The sequence below is a fragment of the Bradyrhizobium sp. LA6.8 genome, from assembly GCF_040547935.1.
Classification (GTDB): Bacteria; Pseudomonadota; Alphaproteobacteria; order Rhizobiales; family Xanthobacteraceae; genus Bradyrhizobium; species Bradyrhizobium barranii.
In genome coordinates, this window is the sequence record NZ_JBEPQQ010000003.1 from 876,050 (window position 1) to 893,833 (window position 17,784).

Here is a 17,784-nt window from a genome sequence, read left to right on the forward strand (position 1 = left end):
GACAACGAGGTCGAACATGGCGGGCACGGTCGAGCAGAAACTGGCGGAACAGGGCACCAAGCTGCACGAGGCCCCTACCCCTGTCGCCAATTACGTGCCGTTCGTGCGCACCGGTAACCTGTTGTTCGTCTCCGGCCAGGTCTGTTTCGACCCCGCCGGCAAGCTGATCGCCAAGGGCAAGCTCGGTGCCGGCGTTTCGATCGAGGACGGTGCCGCGGCGGCGCGCGGCTGCGCCGTCAACCTGCTGGCCCAGGTCAAGGCGGCGCTCGGCGACCTCGACAAGGTCGTGCGCGTGGTACGCCTCGGCGGCTTCATCAACTCGGCACCCGACTTCCTGGACGGGCCGAAGGTGCTCAACGGCGCCTCCGACCTGATGGTCGCCGCCTTCGGTGACAAGGGCCGCCACGCCCGCACCACCGTCGGCGTCGCCTCACTGCCCGCGGACGCAGCGGTCGAGGTCGAAGGCGTGTTCGAGGTCGCCTGACACGGAGCTGACGGCGTTGCGCGCTCCTGATTGGCTGACAGCCCGGCCGGTCGCCCATCGCGGCCTGCATGACATTTCCCGTGGCATCGTCGAGAACATGCCGGGCGCGGTGCAGGCTGCCATTGCAGGCAATTTCTCGATCGAGGTCGACATCCAGCTCTCCGCCGACGGCGAGGCCATGGTGCACCATGACCACGCGCTCGGCCGTCTCACCGAGGCCACCGGCGAGGTGGTGTCGAAGAGCGCGGCCGAGTTGAAGGCGGTCAAGTTCAAGGACACGGACGAGCGGATGATGTCGCTGTCCGATCTCTGCGCCATGGTCGCCAGCCGCGTGCCGCTGGTGATCGAGGTGAAGAGCCATTTTGGCGGCGACCGCAAGCTGGTGAAGCGGATGGCCGAGGTGCTGGCGTCCTATCAGGGGCCCGCCGTCGGCATGTCGTTCGATCCCGACCAGGTGCTGGCGCTGCGCGAGTTGCTCCCCTCCCGCCCGCGCGGCATCGTCGCCCAGCGGACCTACGAGGACGAGTACTGGGCGAAGCTGACGCAGGCACAGCGCGACAGCATGCTGTACCTGCGCCACGGCTTTCAGACCCAGCCGCATTTCGTCGCCTTCAAGGTCGACCACCTGCCGGCCCCCGCCCCCTGGATCGCCCGCAACGTCCTCGGCTGCGCCCTGCTCGGCTGGACCGTGCGCAGCCCGGAGCAGCGGACGCGGGTCGGGCAATATGCGGATCAGATGATCTTTGAGGGGTTCGTGCCGTAGGGCTCCGCGCGTTGCACAGCGCTCGCTCTCGTGTCCCGGACGCGCTGCAACGCGCAGCGTTGCTGTGCAGAGCCGGGATCCAGAAGGCGGCACGCTATGCGGAGAGATGGGCCCCGGCTCTGCATCGCACCGCTGCGCGCTGCGATGCGTCTGGGGCACGAGAGAGCTCGGTTCCCGCCTCTTGAAGTCGCTGCTGCAATGCACGATCTTGGGCACGATGGCATCATCTGAAATCACACTCGAGGCTGTACCCTCGATTGGCGAGGTATCTGCCGAGGATTGGGACGCCTGTGCCAATCCCGACAAGGCTTGCAACGGGCATGGCGCGGGAACTTCATCCGGGCTTCCAGGCGATTCCCTCGGCCTCTCAAAACCCGCTTATAACCCGTTCGTCTCGCACGCGTTTTTATCCGCGATTGAGAAATCGGGTTCAGCAACCATCCGCACCGGCTGGGGGCCGCGGCATCTGGTGGCCAAGGTCGATGGCCGCGTCGCCGGGGTCGTGCCCTGCTATCTGAAATCGCATTCCCAAGGCGAGTACGTGTTCGACCGCGGCTGGGCGGACGCCTATGAGCGCGCCGGTGGACGGTACTATCCGAAGCTCCAGGTCTCGGTTCCCTTCACCCCGGCCACAGGGCCCCGGCTGCTGGTCCGCGACGGCGTCGATCGCGAGCGCATCGCTGAAGCGCTTGCAAGCGGGCTGGTGGCGCTGTGCGGCGTCAGCAAGGCCTCCTCGGTGCACGTGACCTTCGCGCGTGAGGCGGAGTGGAAACGGCTCGCCCGGCACGGATTCCTCCAGCGCACCGATCAGCAGTTCCACTGGCGCAACGAGGGATTTGCGACCTTCGACGATTTCCTCACCACGCTCAATTCGCGCCACCGCAAATCGATCAAGCGCGAGCGGCGCGATGCGCTTGCCGGCGGCATCACCATCCACTGGCTCACCGGCAGCGACATCACCGAGGATGCCTGGGACGCCTTCTTCGAATTCTACATGGAGACCGGGTCGCGCAAATGGGGCCGGCCTTATCTCACGCGCGAATTCTTCTCGCTGATCGGCGAGACCATGAGCCAAGACGTGCTGCTGGTGATGGCCCGCCGCAACGGCCGCTGGATCGCGGGCGCGATCAACTTCATCGGCTCGGATACGCTGTTCGGCCGCAACTGGGGCGCGGTCGAGCATCATCCGTTCCTGCATTTCGAGGTTTGCTACTATCAGGCGATCGATTTCGCGATCAAACACGGCCTCGACAACGTCGAGGCCGGCGCGCAGGGCGAGCACAAGATCGCGCGCGGCTACCTGCCGCGGACGACCCATTCCGCCCACTTCATCGCCGATCCCGGCCTGCGCCGCGCCATCGACGATTACCTCAAGCGCGAGCGCGCCTATGTCGCCGAGGCCGGACGGGAGCTGGCCGAGCTCGGCCCGTTCCGCAAAGGCGTCGACGAGGCGCCTTGACGGTTTGCCACGGCTGATGACAGTAAGCGCAAAATTCGAGGAGCCGCCGCCATGACCGCCTACGACCCCAACAACATCTTCGCGAAGATCCTGCGCGGCGAGTTTTCGTGCCACAAGGTCTATGAGGACGAGCATGTGTTTGCCTTCCTCGACATCATGCCGCGGGTATCGGGCCATACGCTGGTGATCCCGAAGGCCCCTGCCCGCAACATCCTCGACATCAAGCCTGACGACTACGCCCACGTCGCCCGGGGCGCGCACAAGATCGCGGCCGCTGCAATGAAGGCGTTCGAGGCCGACGGCATCACCGTGCAGCAGTTCAACGAGCCCGCCGGCGGCCAGGTGGTGTTTCATCTCCACATGCACGTGATGCCGCGCCACGACGGCGTGGCCATGCTGCCACCCGCCAGCCGCAAGGAAGACGTCAAGGTCCTGGAAGAGAATGCGGCCAAGCTGATCGCGGCGCTGAAGGCGGGATAGCGCCAGATACACTCCGTCATTGCGAGCGCAGCGAAGCAATCCAGACTGCCTCCGCGGAAACAGTCTGGATTGCTTCGTCGCAAGAGCTCCTCGCAATGACGAGGTCAGGGCGAGCGCCCCTCACTCCGTCTGAAAATCCCCTGCCTGCGGGGCGGCCAGCGGCGTGAATTCGCAACGATCTGGCTTGATATCGATCAGCGGCGTGTTGTCGATGCAGTCGAGCCCGCGCACCAGAATGGCATTGCCCTCGATGCCGACGAGCTTGACGATCGAGGTGCCGATCGGGTTGGGCCGGACCGGTGAGCGCAGCGAAAACGTGCCGCGGGTCTTCTCGTTGTTCTTCGGGCTTTGCAGGACGATGTCGCGGCGCGACTTGTCGAGCCAGTAGAGCACCTCGAGATTGCTGTAGAAATCGACGCCCTTGATGGCCGGCACGAACGGCTCGAAGATCTCGAGCCGGCACACCGGGCCGTCCTGACGCCCCTGTCGCGGCGTCTCCATCCGCGAGGTCCAGGGCGTGCGGATGCGGCCGATGAAGACGAGGCCGGCATCCTCCGTCGACGGCAGCTCGATGGCGACCTCGCCCTCGCGGAGCTCGTTTTCGCGAACCATATTTCCCGTTCCTTGCTGTTCGCCGGTGGTTTTAGCCTAACCACCACTTTCCGGCCAGCATGAAGACTTCGCCTGTCACCACGCCTGCGAAGATCGAGCGGCGGGTCAGCAGGAAGGCGACGAGGCCTGCGCCGACCGCGCCATAGCGCAAGACGTCCGGCACGCTGGCGAGCGCCCCCGGCGGCTCCACCACGATCTGGGCGATGACGCCGGCCAGGATGGCGGTGGCGACCGCCCTCACCCAGACCAGCAGCTCCGAGCCCTCGTCGATGCCGCCGCCGAACCACAGGCCCAGCATGCGCCATATCTGGTTGGGAACAACGCCGGCGACGAACAGCACGACGAGTGCGTGCCAGTCGCCGATGAGCTGCGCAAAGCTCATGCGCGCACCTCCCGCCACCAATGCACGCCATAAGCGATCGTGCCGGCCACCAGACCGCTGACGAGAATGTCGAGCCCGGAGTTCATCTTCGCGGCCAGCGGATAGAGCAGAACCCCGAGCGTCAGCGCGACGACGTCGGCGGCCTCCCGGCTGTTGCGCGCGGTCGAGAACAGGAACGACAGCGGCGTCAGCATCAGGATCGCGGCGCCGAGCGTCTGCGTCAGGTTGGCGGCAAGAAAATAGCCGACCGTGTTGGCGGTGAGACACACGGAGACCAGACCAAAACCAAGTCCGTTGACGAAGGCGATGCGCCGCTCGCGCGGCACCTGCGGCAGGAAGCGATGGCATTCGACCCACAGTGTCACCGCCGTAAGATGCGCGGCGAAGAACAGCTCGCGCCGCTTGGTCGTCGGCGTGCGCATCAGGGGCAGCACCGAGACCACCATAGGAAACAGCCGGATCGCGCTGACGGTGACCGCGATCGCCGATTGGATGATGGTCGCGCCGGAGCCGAGCGTGGTGATCAGAATGATCTGCGCGGGGCCTGCCCAGACGAACAGCGTCGAGCAGAGCGCCCAGAGCAGGCTGAAATGGGTGTCATGGGCGAGCGCGCCGATGCCGAGATAGGTCGCGAACAGGACGAGCGTGAGGATCGTCTGCGTGATCGAACGCAGTCCCCACGCAAACGCGCGCCAGGAACTTTGCCATTGAGGGGAATCGAGCGGAGGAAGCGCCACGGGAGTCTTTGGCCGGATTGCGGAATCGTGCCTGCATAACGGGCAATGCCGTGGCCGGCGTCAAGGAAGCGCGCGGCGGGGCTGGCATGCGCGCGTGGGCAGACGCGCCTACCCGCTCACACCCCGGTTCTTCAGCACGAAGCAGGCACCACCGGCCTTGCGGATGCGGTTGCACAGATCATCCGCCTCACTCCGCGTGTCCGCGCCGATGCGCACCTGGTAGAACGCGCGCGTACCGCGGCTGCGCATCACCGAGCTTAGCAGGCTCGGATCGCGGTCGCCGATCACGGTGTTCAGCCGCGTGACGGCGCGGGAATACATCGCCAGCGCCCTGTTGCGGTCGAAGCCGGCAGCGAGCTGTACGCCCCAGACCTTTGCGGCGGCGAGCTCGACATGCTGCTCAAGCTCGGCGACGAAGGCATTCGGCGCGCGCTTGAGAAGCGCCATGAGATCGCGACAGCTCGTCGGCGGCGAACTCGGCGGTCCCTTGCCGGTCGCTCCTGCCTTGGCCCACGCATCAACGCTCGTGCCGGTGATGGCATAGACGTAGTTGCGGGTCTGCTCCGGCATGCCGCCGGTGCCGGCGAGCCATTCCTGCACCCGGCGCGGCCCGGCGTTATAGGCGGCTGCGGCCAAGCCGAGATTGCCGAACTGGTTGCGCAGCTCGTTCAAGAACTCCGCCGACTTCGGCAGCGCCTGTACCGGATTGAAGGGATTGAGCAGCCCGCGCTCGCTGGCAGTGCCCGGCATGAACTGCGCGATCCCCTGCGCATGCTCGCCGCTGCGCGTCATGGGTCCCACGGCATCGGCCTGGAATCGGCTTTCCTGCCAGATCACGCGGGCGAAGAATTCCAGCGGCAGATTGGCATCCCGTGCGGCGGCCTCGACGATCAGGCAGATCGATTCCCGCGTATCGCTCTCGCGCGCAGCGGCCGGATTCGCCGGTGGCATCGCAAGCTCCTCGACGCTGGGGACGGCGATATTGGTCTTCGCGGGCGAGCTGTCCCACGCCACCACCCGTGTCGCCGAGACGAGCAGTGCGGCGATGATGAGTGATGCAATTCGCGTCAGCCGTGCCCAAGCAGCGCTGTGGCGCGCTCCGGCGCGGCATGCAACAAGATGATCTGCCATGTCGTGGCATCGTGCCATGGTTCGACGAGTTGCCAATATATGCTGTTTGACCCGCTTCTCCCAATGCGTTGCCCTGCCCCAGGGATCCGCGCGATCCTCGTCCTCCTAGCCCTCGTCCTGTCCGCCGCGCCCGCCATGGCGCAAGTCAACTGGCGGATGACCACGGAATATCCGCAAAACAACATTTCCGGGATCGGGCTCACCAGTTTCGCCGATCGCGTCGCGGCGCGCACAAACGGTTTCGTGACCGTAGCTAACGCTTTCGACAACGAGCTCAAGATCAACTCGGGCGAAATGCCGCGCGCCGCGCTGGATGGTCGCATCGCCGGCGGCGACGCCTTCGCGGGCGCGCTTTCGGGCCTCGACCCGGTGCTCGGATTGTCCACCCTGCCCTTTCTGGTGCAGTCGGTCGACCTCGCCCGCGCCACCAATCTGCGGGCGCGCCCGCTCTACGAGAAGGCGCTCGCGGCGCGCGGCCTGAAGCTGCTCTACGTCACGATCTGGCCGGCCACGGGCCTCTGGTCGGACCATGCGCTGGAAGGCGCCGACGCCCTGCCGAGACTGAATTTGCGGGCCTACGACGTCAACTCCGGCGAGGTCATGCGCGCAGCCGGCGCGAATGCACAGTTCCTGCCGATGGACGCGGCACTCGCTGGCCTCAGGGAGCACCGGCTGAATGCGTTCCTGACCTCCGGCGACGGCGGCGCGGGACGCAAGCTCTGGGACTTCCTGCCCTACTTCACAGCGATCAACTACGCGATGCCGGTCTCGATCGCCTTCGTCCGCAGCGACGCATTTGCCGAACTGTCCGAGCCGGTGCAGCGCGAGGTCCTGGCCGCGGCGGCCGAGACCGAGCAAAGCCAATTCGCGCTATTGACCCATCGCACCATCGAAAATTATGCGCGCATGCGCGACAACGGCGTCCGCATCGCCGAGCCGGCGCCGGCGTCCCTCGTCGCCGCGCTCCGGAAAGCGGCAACGCCCACGATCGCCACCTGGGAGACGCAGGCGGGCGCCGATGCCGCGGCGATCGTCGAATGGGCGAGACAGCAATAGGGCGAGCCGTGGCGGCCGCCGGCTTGCCACAGCGGTGCTGCATTGAAGTGTCCGCCAGCCCCGCCCTTCACTCTCTCGGTCCTATGCCGAGGCCGGCTTTTCTGCGCTGATTGCGCGGTCCAGGGCATCGATCAGCGTTTGAAGCTCGACGAATTTGTTCCGTGCTCGCTCGGCATTGTCGCGATCAAAGGGAGCGGCCAGCACCTTCGCATGCGTGTCTCTGTCCTCGATCATGCGATCGCGGGCCTTCTTCAATATGTCCAGTCGCTCGTTCATCTGTGCCTCTCCGCCAATATCTGCTCGACCACGATCAGGGCCTCAGTCGAAACCAGCCGGAAGCTCGCCCTTTCGGAAGAACACCGTAGGCTCATCGTCATAGTCGCCCATTTCGGGATCGCCGCTGGACGAAAACGCTACGACGCCGAGTTTGCTCAAGGCCAATCTCTCCGCCGTACGTAGCGCGCCGCTTTCCGACTTGCAGACGATGGGAGAGTCGGCCTTCAGATTTCCACCCTTGCCGGCGTTGAACGCCTGCACCACGTAGGTTGTTTCGCGGACCATGACGGCACCTCTGACCTGTTGACACACGGAGTTGACGTCAACGACCGCGACAGCCGCGCTCAGCCGCGCATCGCTTCGATGAGCGCGGAAATCCTGATCGTTGCAAAGCTGGAGAAGGTGTCCGACACGGCATATGGCAGGATGATCTGATCATTGTGCCTCATCGCACCGCAGGTATAGACGACGTTGGGGACATACCCTTCGCGTTCGGACGGTTCAGGCCGCAGCAGCGGCTCGGCCGAGCGAGCCAGCACCCTGGACGGGTCGCGCTTGTCGAGCAGCGCCGCTCCGATCGAGTATTTCCGGATCGGGCCGACACCGTGCGTCAGCAGCAGCCAACCTTCGTCAAGTTCGATGGGTGCCCCGCAATTGCCGATCTGGACGAACTCCCAGGGAAATTGCGGTTTCAAAAGCACCCGGCCGCCCTCCCATGTGTAGAGGTCGTCCGAATAGACCAGATACAGGTTCTCATTGTCCTGTCGCGCGATCATGGCATAGCGGCCGTCGATCTTGCGTGGGAACAGCGCCATGCCCTTGTTGTGGGCTGCAGCCCCCCGCAAAGGCGTTAGCCGAAACGACATGAAGTCGCTGGTCTCGATCAATTCAGACCGGATCGCCCGTCCGCTATAGGCCGTATAGGTCGCGTAGTAGATCTCCCGATCGCCGTCGTTGAATTTGACGAAGCGCGCATCCTCGATCCCGTTGGATTGGGATTCGGTCACGGGAAAGATGACCCGCTCGCTGAGGTCTTCCTCGGGCCTGAACACCAATTCCACACGGTCGCCGTCCGATCCGGATACGCGATGGCTGATCCGGGGGACCGAGGCAAGGCGCGCCGTCGGATCGACGGCCAGGCTTCCGTCAGCGGCAATCGTTCCGGTTCGAAACGTCAGTGACGACACATGCCCCTCGCCGATGGCCCGGAGGCTGACGATGAATCGCGAACCTCCGTTCGGTGCTCCCGATTGATCGGGGTGCGGGACGATGCTGGGGTTGAACAAGGCAGAGGCTTCGAACGAATACTCACTGAGAAAATAAGCACCAATCAGCTGGCGCTGCGTCTTCGAGAAGACGCCATGCGTGGCGAAAGCGTCCTCCATTTCATCCGCTCGGGTCTCGAACCGCTCCAGGAGGTTACGATGTCGCCCCTGGAAATTGTCGAGCACATCCGCAAGCTGAACTGCAACGGCCTCCGAACTGAGCGCAAGAACCCGGTCGACGATATGATTTGCACGCATCTTGTCGGTCGGGTTCAGGTCGCGGGGTTCGGTTGCCGGCTTGAAGGGCCGCACGATGACTCGCGCTGGATCGGGGCGCAGATTAAGCCCCTGCCGGTTCAGGAAAGAAGCTTGTGACACGGTATCCTCGGCGTGCTGAATGAAAAGATGAAGTTCAGGCGCTCACGGCGCGCAAGGCTGTGGGCCTCGTCAAGCTCGGGTTGACGCGCGCAAGCTGGCGCATCTCGGCAAGCCCGAGGAGATAGCAAACAACGGACTCGCCCCCGCGGTTTTCGTTGGCGCGATCAGCGTGCAAACCATCCCGGCAACTCCCAGTGAGCGGATCGACCAGCGCCACTGAGAGATCGTTGCTGCCTAGGAACCAGGCGAAGGCCCGAGTTGCCATGGCTTTCCATTCGGCATCGCCGTCGGCACGCCACGCAGCGAGGCAGGCGGCGATCGTCGCCGTTGCCTCCACGGGCTGCTGATCAAACGCACGGGGACGTTGCCGCCGCTCGCCGAAGCCGGCGGTGCCGACCGGCCGGAAATGCCCTGCCGCGGTCGTCTGTTGCGTCATGAGCCAGCGCAGAGACCTCAATCCGGCATCGAGATATTGGGGCGCCTGCGTCGCCATGCCTGTGAGGATCAACGCCTGCGGCAGCCGCGCGTTGTCGTAGGCCAGCCCTTCCTCAAACCACACCCAGTCCGACGTCTCGACCGACGCCAGACACGCCATCAACCTGCCGGCAAGGGAATGCCGGACGTCCCTGGCGTGGAGATCGTCCGGAGCCACAGCGCAATAAGCGTCCAAGCCCAGCAGCATGAATGCCCATGCGCGGGGCGAACGAAAGCTCGCCGCGATCGACAATGCCTGGGCGAACAAAGCAGCGGCCCACAGGCGCCGGGAGGGGCTCGCGTCTCTGCGTGCAGCCTCGCCCAAAGCCCATAGCGTCCGCCCGTGACTGTCTTCCGACCCTCTGTCCTCAAGCCAGGTTCGATTGAACCCCATGAAGTTGCGAAATTGCCCGGTGTCGGGATTCCAGGCGTGCTGCACGAATGCCGCAAACCGGCTCGTCAGGATTTCCGACAGCGGCTGTTCGCCTGGACCATTGAGGGCGCAGGCCAGCAGCAGCGCTCGGGCATTGTCGTCGACGCAATAGCCGTGCGCGCGATCCGGCACCGAATGGACCGCATGCTGGAACAGGCCGACATCATCGCACATCGACAGGAAATGGCCGATCTGCATATCGGGCGATGCGGGGCTACGTGGCTCCGGCACATTCATCTCCGAGCACGCGAAGAGTTTAAGCCGATGGCCTTGCCGTACATTCTCGAAGACGGACACGTAGCGCTCGGCCACCCGTTCCCATGTCATCATCCGGCTCGCCGCATAGGCGCGCCGCGACATCGCCTGCCGGCGGGCGTCGTCGGTCAGCAGGCCTGCGATCTCGTTGCCGATCGCCGCGGCGTCGCTGAAAGGCACCAGCACGCCGCACCCGTCGGCAAGCAGCTCGCGGGCGTGCCAGTAAGGCGTCGAGACGACTGGCTTCCCCAGTCCGAAGCTGTAGGCCAGGGTTCCCGACGTCATCTGGGCTTCGTTGAGATAGGGCGTGACATAGACGTCGCACATCGAGATGAATTCGAGCAGCGTGGCGAGATCGGCGAACCGGTCGAAGAACACCACGTGGTCATCAATTCCGAGTTCGCGCACCCGCGCCATCAGGCTCTCGCGATAGGCCTCGCCCTGGTTTCGGACCAGGTTGGGGTGCGTTGCGCCAAGCACGACATACACCGCATTCGCGCAGCGCTTCAGAATCGACGGCAAGGCGTCGATCATGATTTCGATGCCCTTGTTCGGTGACAACAGGCCGAATGTCAGGATGACCGATTTTTGCTCAAATCCAAGCTTGGCCTTCGCTGCATCGGGCTCGACGAAGGCGACATCCGGAATGCCGTGGGCGATGACCTCGATCTTGTCATCGGCCACCCGGTAGACGTCGCGCAGCAGTTCGCGGCCCTTATTGGCCATCACCACGACCTTCGACGACGCCTCGACGATGCGCTCCATGACCGTCCGCTGCGCAGGTGTCGGATCGGCGAGCACGGTATGGAACGTCGTCACCACCGGCATGGCAAGGCGGGACAACAGCACGAGGATATGGGCCCCGGCCTCACCACCGAAAATCCCGAACTCGTGCTGCAAACACACGGCATCGAACCGGCCGGCATTGAGGAAATCCGCGGCCCGCATGTAGTCTTCGATATTGCCGTCCTTGATCTGGAACGCGACCGCCGGAGGATAATCATAGGCTTGACCGCGATCGGTCATTGCCACGATGCAGGTCTCCAGATCCTGGCGCGAAATCGATATCGCGTTCTTCAGGTCGGTCGTATAGGTCGCAATTCCGCATCGTCGAGGCAGCGAGTTGCCGATCACGGCGATACGGCGGAGCGGCGTCATGTCGGCACCTCTATGATTTCGCTTGATGTCGGAGCGTGCACGGCGGGCGGACGCGCCGGCGAATTCTGTCGTCCGTCACCTCTGCCACGCGCTGCTTGATTGCAAACCTCAACAGCCGCGACAGATATTCTTCAGCTTCGCTGCGGTTCTGGCCTCTTCCGCAATGAAGGGGTCCTTGTAGGCGGCCCGCGCGGCGTCTTGTTCGGCAGCAGTGGGTTGCTTCGCTTTCGGCGGAAACGCGGCGTCGTAACAGGCGAGCCGTCCGCTCGTGCTCTCGATTGCGCGGCAGTCCGGCTCTTTCTCTTTCGCGACTGCGCTTTGCACGAATGTGCCAAGCGCCAATGCGACAATAAGGATTTTCATACGGGTATCGTTCCTCGCGGAGGATCCGGGCGCGCCGTTTGACGCCCCTGCGCTCCTCATGCCTCGAACTGGTCGAACTCGTCAGACAGCAGAACCCGGCCCTGCGGCGTGCATATCCGCACGTCGACATAGCCTTCCTGCAACAGCTCCCTCGCCTTCTTCAGAGCGGCGGCCGTCGTGGTGCGGGCCAGGCTGACATAGCCGCTTTGATCGCGTCCGCTCACCAGATATTGGAGCGGCGTCCTATCCATGCAGAAAAGCCGCAGCGGCCACCAGGAGCAACAGAAACAGCGGGACGATCACCGGCGGCACGATCCAGTCGGCCAGATTAAAGCGAGGCATGGGCGCTCCTCCTCGTTCGGCGGGAGCGCTAGTGACCCTCAGTCACCGATGGATGCCATGGGAAGGGCGGTGATCGCAGGACCCTACGCTTATGCCCTGCCAATAGCGAGCCTTAAAACGGCACGCAACGACGCGACGGCGTTGCCTTGAGGAGCGGCCTCGTTTAGGTCAAACAACGGCGATATCAACACGGGCACGGCTGGCATGGCTACAATCTTCTTCGATCTCGATGGCACGCTGACCAACCCGAAGCCCGGGATCACCCGCTCGATCCAATACGCGCTGGAGCGGCTCGACCTTGCCGTGCCGAGCGAGGACGAGCTGACCTGGTGCATCGGGCCGCCCCTGCACGCCAGCCTGAAGAAGCTCACCGGAAGCGACGAGCTCGCCGACCGCGCGCTACTGCTTTATCGCGAGCGATTTGCCGATATCGGCCTGTTCGAGAACGAGGCCTATACCGGCATCATCGACACGCTGTCGACGATCGCCGCAACCAGCCAGCGCATGTTCGTCGCCACCAGCAAGCCCGCGGTCTACGCCATCCGCATCGTCGATCATTTCGGCCTGAAACCGTATTTCGAGCGCGTGTTCGGCTCCGAGCTCGACGGCACGCGTGTCGACAAGCGCGACCTGCTGCGCCATGCGCTCGACGAAACCAAGGTCGATCCCGGCAGCGCGATCATGATCGGCGACCGCAGCCACGACGTGATCGGCGCCCGCACCAACGGCATGACCGCGATCGGCGTGCTCTATGGTTATGGCAGCGAGGCCGAGCTGCGGGATGCCGGCGCACATCACATCTGCGCCGCGCATCCCGAACTGCTCGGTCACTGCGCAGCCTAGGCGCTGACGGTCTCGACCGCCGCCAGCATGCCGGTCTTCGAATGGCAGTTCAGATATTCGAAGAGCTGCTCGTCCGCGGCGGCCACCGTGACCTCGTGATAGAGCCGTAGCTTTGCCGACGGCCCGAGCGTCGACAGGTATTTCATCGCCGCGCCGAATATCTTGACGTGGGTCGGATGTGACTCCGCCCAGCGCTCCAGTGCGGCAAGGCTCTTCCACCAGCTCTGGCCGTAGGACTTTTCGCTCACGCTGCCGTCGGTGGAGAGCACCTGCATGTAGCGGTTGGCGTAGCATCCGATGGCTAGCCCGTCGTCGCGCAGGAAATCCATGCCCTCGCGCAGCACCGGCTCGACATCGTCGAGATAGAGCTTGCGCTCCGATGCCTCCGTATCGCTCCAGTCCTGCCCGGAGCGGATCAGGCAGAGATTGTCATGCGCCTTCACCCGCAGCCGCGCGCCGTCGCGGATCAATTCCGGCGCGCCGCCCGGCGTCATCGGATCGGTCTGCGACAGCGGAATGCGATCGCGCATGCCGCCCCAATAGGCGTGCTCCTGCACCTCGCCGCTCATGCCGTCGGCGATTGCGGCCACGCCCTCGGGCCGGTCGAGCGAGGAGAACAGCGTCTCGTGCCGGGCGACTGTGGGACGCAGCACCTCGATGAAGGTGCCGATGCCCTCGCGCGCCTTCACAGTCCACGCCTCGCGTGCCGGCGCGAACCATGCGTCGAAGCGCGCGATGTCGTCCCAATAGGCAACCGACACGACGGTCTCATAACCGGCGCGGTCGACGTAGCGGGCGCGGTCCCAATGCGAAGGCCCGCCCTCGGCAGCAAACCGCGCCGCGATCTCGGCGAGTGCCGCCGTCGCAGCCGCCGGCGCCGCGCCGCGATACTGCACACCGAAATAGGCCATCACGACGCGGCTCACGGCGGGCTTGTAGCGCGCCACGAACGACGGATATGGCGGCTGGTAATCGTCCGGCACGCGCTTGTGGCGCGTGCGCTGGGTCTCGAGATGCAGAGGAATTGCGGATTCCATGATCGTTCCCTCCCCTTGATCCCGGCGATCAGCTCGCCGCCGCCGCGATGTCCGTGGGCTCAATGGTGTCGACCGGCAGCGCGAACTGCTCGACGCGCTGGTATCGCTTCTTGTTGAGCAGGAGCCGCGTCACGTCGGGCCGCGAATAATGCCCGGCGGGATCGGCAGCGTTCTTGGCAACACCGATGGCACCGAGATCGATCTCGGCAATCAGCAGCCCTTCCTGGTCCGGCGCCAGCTTGTCGCCGATCTGGCTGCCGTCGGGACCGTAGATCGCGGCGAATCCGCCGCCGACATGCAGCAACGCATTCTTGTCCGGACGGTCGCAGAGCTCATCGATCATGGCCTGCGAGACCGTCGCGCACGGCGCGAGCACGAAGCAGGAGCCCTCCACCGCATAGACGCGCGAGGCGGCATTGTTGACCTCGGCGCCGAGCGCCGGCGCAAAGGGATCGTAGAGCGAGAAGCTCGGCCAGGCCGCGACATGCACCTGCTCATTCTGGGCGTACATCGCGTATTTCGACAGTGGCTGGAGATGCTCCCAGCAGCACAATGCGCCGATGCGGCCGATGTCTGGTCTCGCGTGGACGGCGAGATCGCTGCCGTCACCCTCGCCATAGACCGTGCGCTCGGCATGGGTCGGCCGCAGCTTGCGGCGCTTTGCGATGGTCTCGCCGTCCGGCCCGATCAGCCATTGCGCCAGATAGAGACTGCCGCCGTCGCGCTCGGACAGGCCGAGCACGGCGGTGAGTTTTGCCTTGCGTACGGCGTCGCGCAGCCGCTCGGCCTGCGGACTGTCATAGGACAGCGAGTTGTCGAAGTAGCGCTGCACGAAGCCGCGGCCGATCGCCCAGGCGGGCGAGTCCATCCAGATATGCCAGGGGTAGCCGGGGATGAAGGCCTCGGGAAAGGCGATCAGCTTGGCGCCCTTCTCGGCGGCGTCCCTGATCAGCGCGATCGACTTGTCGATCGACGCGTCGAGATCCAGCCAGGCCGGCGCCGCCTGCACCACCGCGACCTTGTATTTCGGATGTTCGATGCCCATTCCCGCCTCCATTGCCGGTTGATCGGAAGCCACGTCCGATGCAGTCTATTTGGCCAAGCCACCCGGCCGGGCGCTCGACCGCAGTGGAACAAAAACTCGACTGGCCGGGATCGCCGACGGGTACGGGACTTGCCTTCGGTCAGGCTGGATCTGCGCCAACATGCGGTTTTGCTGGATGTGACAGGGAGGCTTGCCGATGCCAATCCAGTTCACGACAGACGGCAGCCCCGGCTACCGGCGGCTGGCGCTGTGGCAGGACATCGTCTGCGACGTCTTCGTCGGGCTCGACTGCAAGTCCGACCTCGGCAGCGCCTTTCGCGGCTCGGTCACGCAGGCCCCGCTCGGCAAGGCCGTGTGCTCCGAGGTCTGCTCCGACCGCCAGCACGTGTTCCGGACGCCGTCCCGCATCGCGCGTTCGGATCAGGATTTTGTCCTGGTTGCGCTCGGCAATCGCGGCGACGGAGGCGTGGTGCAGGACGGCCGCGAGACCGTGATCCATCCCGGCGAGTTCGCGCTCTACGACACGACGCGTCCCTATGAGCTGAAGTTCAACCACGCCTTCACGCAAACGATCTTCAAGGTGCCGCGCGAGATGCTGCAGCGCCGGCTCGGCGCCACCGAGACGCTCACCGCGATGTCGTTCGGCGCCGATGTGCCGCTCGAACGGCTCGCCTATGATTTCATCTTCAGGCTTTGCCAGAGCGCGGACCGACTTGCCCCGGACAACGCTGCGGCGTTGTCAGAGCAGGCCGTCGATCTGCTCGCGATGGCGCTGAGCGAACGGCTCGGCAAGACATCGCTGCCGTCCTCCACCCACCGCTCCGCCCTGCTCTATCGCTTGAAGGCCCATATCCGCGCTCATTTGGCGGATCCCGACCTCTCGCTGTCGGAGGCCGCTGCTGCACTCGGCATCTCGCCGCGCTATGTGAACGATCTCCTCGCCGACGAGGATACCTCGTTCCAGCGCCATGTGCTTGCCGAGCGTCTCGCCCAATGCCGGCGAGACCTCGCTTCGCCCGTGCTGGCCCATCGCCACGTCAGCGAGATCGCCTTCGCCTGGGGCTTCAACGATCTCTCGCATTTCGGCCGCGTTTTCCGCGAGCATTTCGGAATGTCGCCACGCGACTTCAGGCAGAGCCAGTTGCGGCACTGACATCCAGCCAGCTATCACCTCGAGCCTTCGCTGCAGGCGAAGGCAAGGCTCGTCAATTCCAGATTGCCTTGTCCGGCTGCGCGCATCAGGCTGGCGTGCATGAGGACTCACGCCACCATAAGCGGATCGGAGCTGTTGCTGGGTGTGATCGCGATCAGGCTCGCGGTGCTGGTCCTGGTGGGCTGGGGCCTGACGCTGCTGCCGCGGCAGGCGCGTGACGGCGAAGCCGCCTGCTTCCCCTCGCCCGCAACCAGGATCGAGGTTCAGTCATCGGTGAAGACGCCAGGCGCGCGCCTTGCCGATGCAGCATTCGATGACATGCGTCTGCACGACTAGGCCATTCCCGAGCAAGGCCGGTATGTGAGCGCGTGATAGGACGCGGCCCGCGCTTGCATTACCATCGCACCCCAAGGCCGCACCGATCAACCAGCGGCCAGCCGAGGAGCATATCGATGGAATACCGACGCTTGGGCCGATCCGGCCTCATGGTGCCCGCTTTAAGCCTGGGAACGGGCACCTTCGGCGGCGTCGGCCGCCTTGCTGCATGGGGTACAACGGACGCGACCGAGGCGCGGCGCCTTCTCGATATCTGCCTCGATGCCGGGGTGTCGATGTTCGACACTGCCAACGTCTATTCGCTCGGCGAATCCGAGCGCGTCCTCGGCGAGGCCATCAAGGGCCGCCGCGACAAGGTTCTGATCTCGACCAAGGCCACCTTCCGCTTCGGCGATGGCCCCAACGACATCGGCTCGTCGCGACAGCATCTGCTCGCGGCCATCGACGGTTCGCTGAGCCGGCTCGGCACCGATTACATCGACCTGTTCCAGCTTCACGGCTTCGACGCCTTCACCCCGCCTGAAGAGGTGCTTGCGACTCTCGACGTGCTCGTGCGCGCCGGCAAGATCCGCTATGTCGGCGTCTCCAACTTCTCGGGCTGGCACCTGATGAAGTCGCTCTCGGTTGCCGACAAGCATGGCTTCCCACGCTATGTCGCCAACCAGACCTACTATTCACTGATCGGGCGCGACTACGAATGGGAGCTGATGCCGCTCGGTCTCGACCAGGGGCTGGGCGCCGTGGTCTGGTCACCGCTCGGATGGGGGCGCCTCACCGGAAAAATCCGCCGCGGCCAGCCGAAGCCCGAGGTCAGTCGCCTGCCCAAGACCGCCGATTTCGGCCCGCCCGTGCCCGATGAGCACGTCTATCGCGTGGTCGAGGCGATCGACGAGGTCGCCAAGGAGACCGGCAAGAGCGTCTCGCAGATCGCGCTGAACTGGCTGCTCCAGCGTCCGACGGTCTCGACGCTGATCATCGGCGCGCGCAACGAGACGCAGCTGCGCGAAAATCTCGGCGCGGTCGGCTGGACATTGACCAAGGACCAGATCGCAAAGCTCGATGCCGCGAGCAAGGTGACGCTGCCCTATCCCTACTGGCACCAGCGCACCACCTTCACCGACCGCAATCCGCCGGCGGTGTAGAGACGGCCAACTGCCCGACCGCTCGGCTGCTCGAGCCCTCTTGAAAGCGGTCCCGACCCGTTTTCCTGTGCCGGAAGGCCTGCTTCCGGCACAGGAACCGTCCGGGTCCTGCCGGGTTGCGATCCATCCTGCAATTTCCCAATCCGGGGATGAATCACGGCTCCAATCAGGCTCGCCTCC

At 64.8% G+C, this 17,784-nt stretch carries 21 protein-coding genes; 9 read left to right on the forward strand and 12 right to left on the reverse strand.

Annotation, left to right across the window (positions count from 1 at the left end; all coding sequences use genetic code 11):
- Positions 1-16: 16 nt before the first annotated feature.
- The 4 genes from ABIA90_RS17830 (at position 17) to ABIA90_RS17845 (ending at position 3,186) form a co-directional block, all read left to right on the forward strand.
- A complete protein-coding gene (locus ABIA90_RS17830) occupies positions 17-484 on the forward strand; it encodes a RidA family protein (RefSeq protein ID WP_354117945.1) in 468 nt (155 codons plus the stop codon).
- A 16-nt stretch (positions 485-500) separates the two neighbouring features.
- Positions 501-1,247 carry a glycerophosphodiester phosphodiesterase gene (locus tag ABIA90_RS17835; protein ID WP_354117944.1) on the forward strand — a complete coding sequence of 249 codons (747 nt, stop codon included), beginning with the start codon at positions 501-503 and terminating at the stop codon, positions 1,245-1,247.
- A gap of 217 nt (positions 1,248-1,464) precedes the next feature.
- Entirely contained in the window at positions 1,465-2,706 is a 1,242-nt protein-coding gene (locus ABIA90_RS17840) for a GNAT family N-acetyltransferase (RefSeq protein WP_354117943.1), read from the forward strand.
- Between the two features lie 51 nt (positions 2,707-2,757).
- Positions 2,758-3,186 carry an HIT domain-containing protein gene (locus ABIA90_RS17845; RefSeq protein ID WP_063982784.1) on the forward strand — a complete coding sequence of 143 codons (429 nt, stop codon included), beginning with the start codon at positions 2,758-2,760 and terminating at the stop codon, positions 3,184-3,186.
- A 120-nt stretch (positions 3,187-3,306) separates the two neighbouring features.
- Here the strand turns inward: ABIA90_RS17845 and tsaA are convergent, their stop codons facing one another.
- From tsaA to ABIA90_RS17865, 4 genes are all read right to left on the reverse strand, one after another.
- Positions 3,307-3,798, reverse strand: a complete 492-nt coding sequence (gene tsaA / locus ABIA90_RS17850; RefSeq protein ID WP_014494668.1) for a tRNA (N6-threonylcarbamoyladenosine(37)-N6)-methyltransferase TrmO — start codon at positions 3,796-3,798, stop codon at positions 3,307-3,309.
- A gap of 31 nt (positions 3,799-3,829) precedes the next feature.
- Complete coding sequence (locus ABIA90_RS17855; RefSeq protein ID WP_063982782.1) at positions 3,830-4,180, reverse strand: AzlD domain-containing protein; 351 nt, start codon at positions 4,178-4,180, stop codon at positions 3,830-3,832.
- Positions 4,177-4,917: an AzlC family ABC transporter permease gene (locus ABIA90_RS17860; protein WP_248878315.1), complete on the reverse strand. Its 741-nt coding sequence runs from the start codon at positions 4,915-4,917 to the stop codon at positions 4,177-4,179. Before ABIA90_RS17860 ends, ABIA90_RS17855 begins: the two co-directional genes overlap by 4 nt.
- Before the next feature lie 108 nt (positions 4,918-5,025).
- Positions 5,026-6,048 (reverse strand): lytic transglycosylase domain-containing protein, encoded by a 1,023-nt coding sequence (locus ABIA90_RS17865; RefSeq protein WP_283016778.1) that lies wholly within the window; start codon positions 6,046-6,048, stop codon positions 5,026-5,028.
- A 39-nt stretch (positions 6,049-6,087) separates the two neighbouring features.
- On the opposite strand from ABIA90_RS17865, the gene ABIA90_RS17870 reads away from it, so the two are divergent.
- Positions 6,088-7,104 (forward strand): TRAP transporter substrate-binding protein, encoded by a 1,017-nt coding sequence (locus ABIA90_RS17870; RefSeq protein ID WP_354117942.1) that lies wholly within the window; start codon positions 6,088-6,090, stop codon positions 7,102-7,104.
- An 81-nt stretch (positions 7,105-7,185) separates the two neighbouring features.
- Here the strand turns inward: ABIA90_RS17870 and ABIA90_RS17875 are convergent, their stop codons facing one another.
- From ABIA90_RS17875 to ABIA90_RS17900, 6 genes are all read right to left on the reverse strand, one after another.
- Positions 7,186-7,380, reverse strand: coding sequence for a hypothetical protein (locus ABIA90_RS17875; protein WP_063982779.1), 195 nt, complete (start codon positions 7,378-7,380; stop codon positions 7,186-7,188).
- 42 nt (positions 7,381-7,422) lie between these two features.
- On the reverse strand, positions 7,423-7,665 hold the full coding sequence (locus tag ABIA90_RS17880) for a hypothetical protein (RefSeq protein WP_063982778.1): 243 nt from the start codon (positions 7,663-7,665) through the stop codon (positions 7,423-7,425).
- A 59-nt stretch (positions 7,666-7,724) separates the two neighbouring features.
- Positions 7,725-9,023 (reverse strand): glycoside hydrolase family 130 protein, encoded by a 1,299-nt coding sequence (locus ABIA90_RS17885; protein ID WP_166097119.1) that lies wholly within the window; start codon positions 9,021-9,023, stop codon positions 7,725-7,727.
- Positions 9,024-9,057: 34 nt separating this feature from the next.
- A complete protein-coding gene (locus ABIA90_RS17890) occupies positions 9,058-11,343 on the reverse strand; it encodes a glycosyltransferase family 4 protein (protein WP_354117941.1) in 2,286 nt (761 codons plus the stop codon).
- Positions 11,344-11,451: 108 nt separating this feature from the next.
- Positions 11,452-11,706 (reverse strand): type VI secretion system-associated protein TagO, encoded by a 255-nt coding sequence (locus tag ABIA90_RS17895; RefSeq protein WP_354117940.1) that lies wholly within the window; start codon positions 11,704-11,706, stop codon positions 11,452-11,454.
- Positions 11,707-11,762: 56 nt separating this feature from the next.
- A complete protein-coding gene (locus ABIA90_RS17900; protein ID WP_063982774.1) occupies positions 11,763-11,957 on the reverse strand; it encodes a hypothetical protein in 195 nt (64 codons plus the stop codon).
- Positions 11,958-12,252: 295 nt separating this feature from the next.
- On the opposite strand from ABIA90_RS17900, the gene ABIA90_RS17905 reads away from it, so the two are divergent.
- Positions 12,253-12,891, forward strand: coding sequence for an HAD family hydrolase (locus ABIA90_RS17905; RefSeq protein WP_354117939.1), 639 nt, complete (start codon positions 12,253-12,255; stop codon positions 12,889-12,891).
- On the opposite strand, the gene ABIA90_RS17910 is transcribed toward ABIA90_RS17905, so the two are convergent.
- Positions 12,888-13,928, reverse strand: coding sequence for a phenylacetaldoxime dehydratase family protein (locus ABIA90_RS17910; protein ID WP_354117938.1), 1,041 nt, complete (start codon positions 13,926-13,928; stop codon positions 12,888-12,890). The two genes, ABIA90_RS17905 and ABIA90_RS17910, sit on opposite strands and share 4 nt — an antisense overlap.
- A gap of 28 nt (positions 13,929-13,956) precedes the next feature.
- A complete protein-coding gene (locus ABIA90_RS17915; RefSeq protein ID WP_354117937.1) occupies positions 13,957-14,973 on the reverse strand; it encodes a carbon-nitrogen hydrolase family protein in 1,017 nt (338 codons plus the stop codon).
- A gap of 196 nt (positions 14,974-15,169) precedes the next feature.
- Between ABIA90_RS17915 and ABIA90_RS17920 the strand changes: the two genes are divergently transcribed.
- The 3 genes from ABIA90_RS17920 (at position 15,170) to ABIA90_RS17930 (ending at position 17,604) form a co-directional block, all read left to right on the forward strand.
- Positions 15,170-16,126 (forward strand): AraC-like ligand-binding domain-containing protein, encoded by a 957-nt coding sequence (locus tag ABIA90_RS17920; RefSeq protein WP_135216955.1) that lies wholly within the window; start codon positions 15,170-15,172, stop codon positions 16,124-16,126.
- A 99-nt stretch (positions 16,127-16,225) separates the two neighbouring features.
- Complete coding sequence (locus tag ABIA90_RS17925; protein ID WP_259257235.1) at positions 16,226-16,462, forward strand: hypothetical protein; 237 nt, start codon at positions 16,226-16,228, stop codon at positions 16,460-16,462.
- A gap of 116 nt (positions 16,463-16,578) precedes the next feature.
- Positions 16,579-17,604 carry an aldo/keto reductase gene (locus ABIA90_RS17930; protein WP_354117936.1) on the forward strand — a complete coding sequence of 342 codons (1,026 nt, stop codon included), beginning with the start codon at positions 16,579-16,581 and terminating at the stop codon, positions 17,602-17,604.
- The last annotated feature ends 180 nt before the right edge of the window (positions 17,605-17,784 follow it).

Bases quoted from the DNA above. Each gene is read 5' to 3' on its own strand.
- ABIA90_RS17840 (WP_354117943.1), top strand. From the start codon at position 1,465: ATGGCATCATCTGAAATCACACTCGAGGCTGTACCCTCGATTGGCGAG.
- ABIA90_RS17845 (WP_063982784.1), top strand. From the start codon at position 2,758: ATGACCGCCTACGACCCCAACAACATCTTCGCGAAGATCCTGCGCGGC.
- ABIA90_RS17870 (WP_354117942.1), top strand. From the start codon at position 6,088: ATGCTGTTTGACCCGCTTCTCCCAATGCGTTGCCCTGCCCCAGGGATC.
- ABIA90_RS17920 (WP_135216955.1), top strand. From the start codon at position 15,170: ATGCCAATCCAGTTCACGACAGACGGCAGCCCCGGCTACCGGCGGCTG.
- ABIA90_RS17905 (WP_354117939.1), top strand. From the start codon at position 12,253: ATGGCTACAATCTTCTTCGATCTCGATGGCACGCTGACCAACCCGAAG.
- ABIA90_RS17910 (WP_354117938.1), bottom strand. From the start codon at position 13,928: ATGGAATCCGCAATTCCTCTGCATCTCGAGACCCAGCGCACGCGCCAC.
- ABIA90_RS17915 (WP_354117937.1), bottom strand. From the start codon at position 14,973: ATGGGCATCGAACATCCGAAATACAAGGTCGCGGTGGTGCAGGCGGCG.
- ABIA90_RS17855 (WP_063982782.1), bottom strand. From the start codon at position 4,180: ATGAGCTTTGCGCAGCTCATCGGCGACTGGCACGCACTCGTCGTGCTG.
- ABIA90_RS17890 (WP_354117941.1), bottom strand. From the start codon at position 11,343: ATGACGCCGCTCCGCCGTATCGCCGTGATCGGCAACTCGCTGCCTCGA.
- ABIA90_RS17900 (WP_063982774.1), bottom strand. From the start codon at position 11,957: ATGGATAGGACGCCGCTCCAATATCTGGTGAGCGGACGCGATCAAAGC.
- ABIA90_RS17930 (WP_354117936.1), top strand. From the start codon at position 16,579: ATGGAATACCGACGCTTGGGCCGATCCGGCCTCATGGTGCCCGCTTTA.
- ABIA90_RS17895 (WP_354117940.1), bottom strand. From the start codon at position 11,706: ATGAAAATCCTTATTGTCGCATTGGCGCTTGGCACATTCGTGCAAAGC.
- ABIA90_RS17830 (WP_354117945.1), top strand. From the start codon at position 17: ATGGCGGGCACGGTCGAGCAGAAACTGGCGGAACAGGGCACCAAGCTG.
- ABIA90_RS17925 (WP_259257235.1), top strand. From the start codon at position 16,226: ATGAGGACTCACGCCACCATAAGCGGATCGGAGCTGTTGCTGGGTGTG.
- tsaA (WP_014494668.1), bottom strand. From the start codon at position 3,798: ATGGTTCGCGAAAACGAGCTCCGCGAGGGCGAGGTCGCCATCGAGCTG.
- ABIA90_RS17875 (WP_063982779.1), bottom strand. From the start codon at position 7,380: ATGAACGAGCGACTGGACATATTGAAGAAGGCCCGCGATCGCATGATC.
- ABIA90_RS17865 (WP_283016778.1), bottom strand. From the start codon at position 6,048: ATGGCAGATCATCTTGTTGCATGCCGCGCCGGAGCGCGCCACAGCGCT.
- ABIA90_RS17880 (WP_063982778.1), bottom strand. From the start codon at position 7,665: ATGGTCCGCGAAACAACCTACGTGGTGCAGGCGTTCAACGCCGGCAAG.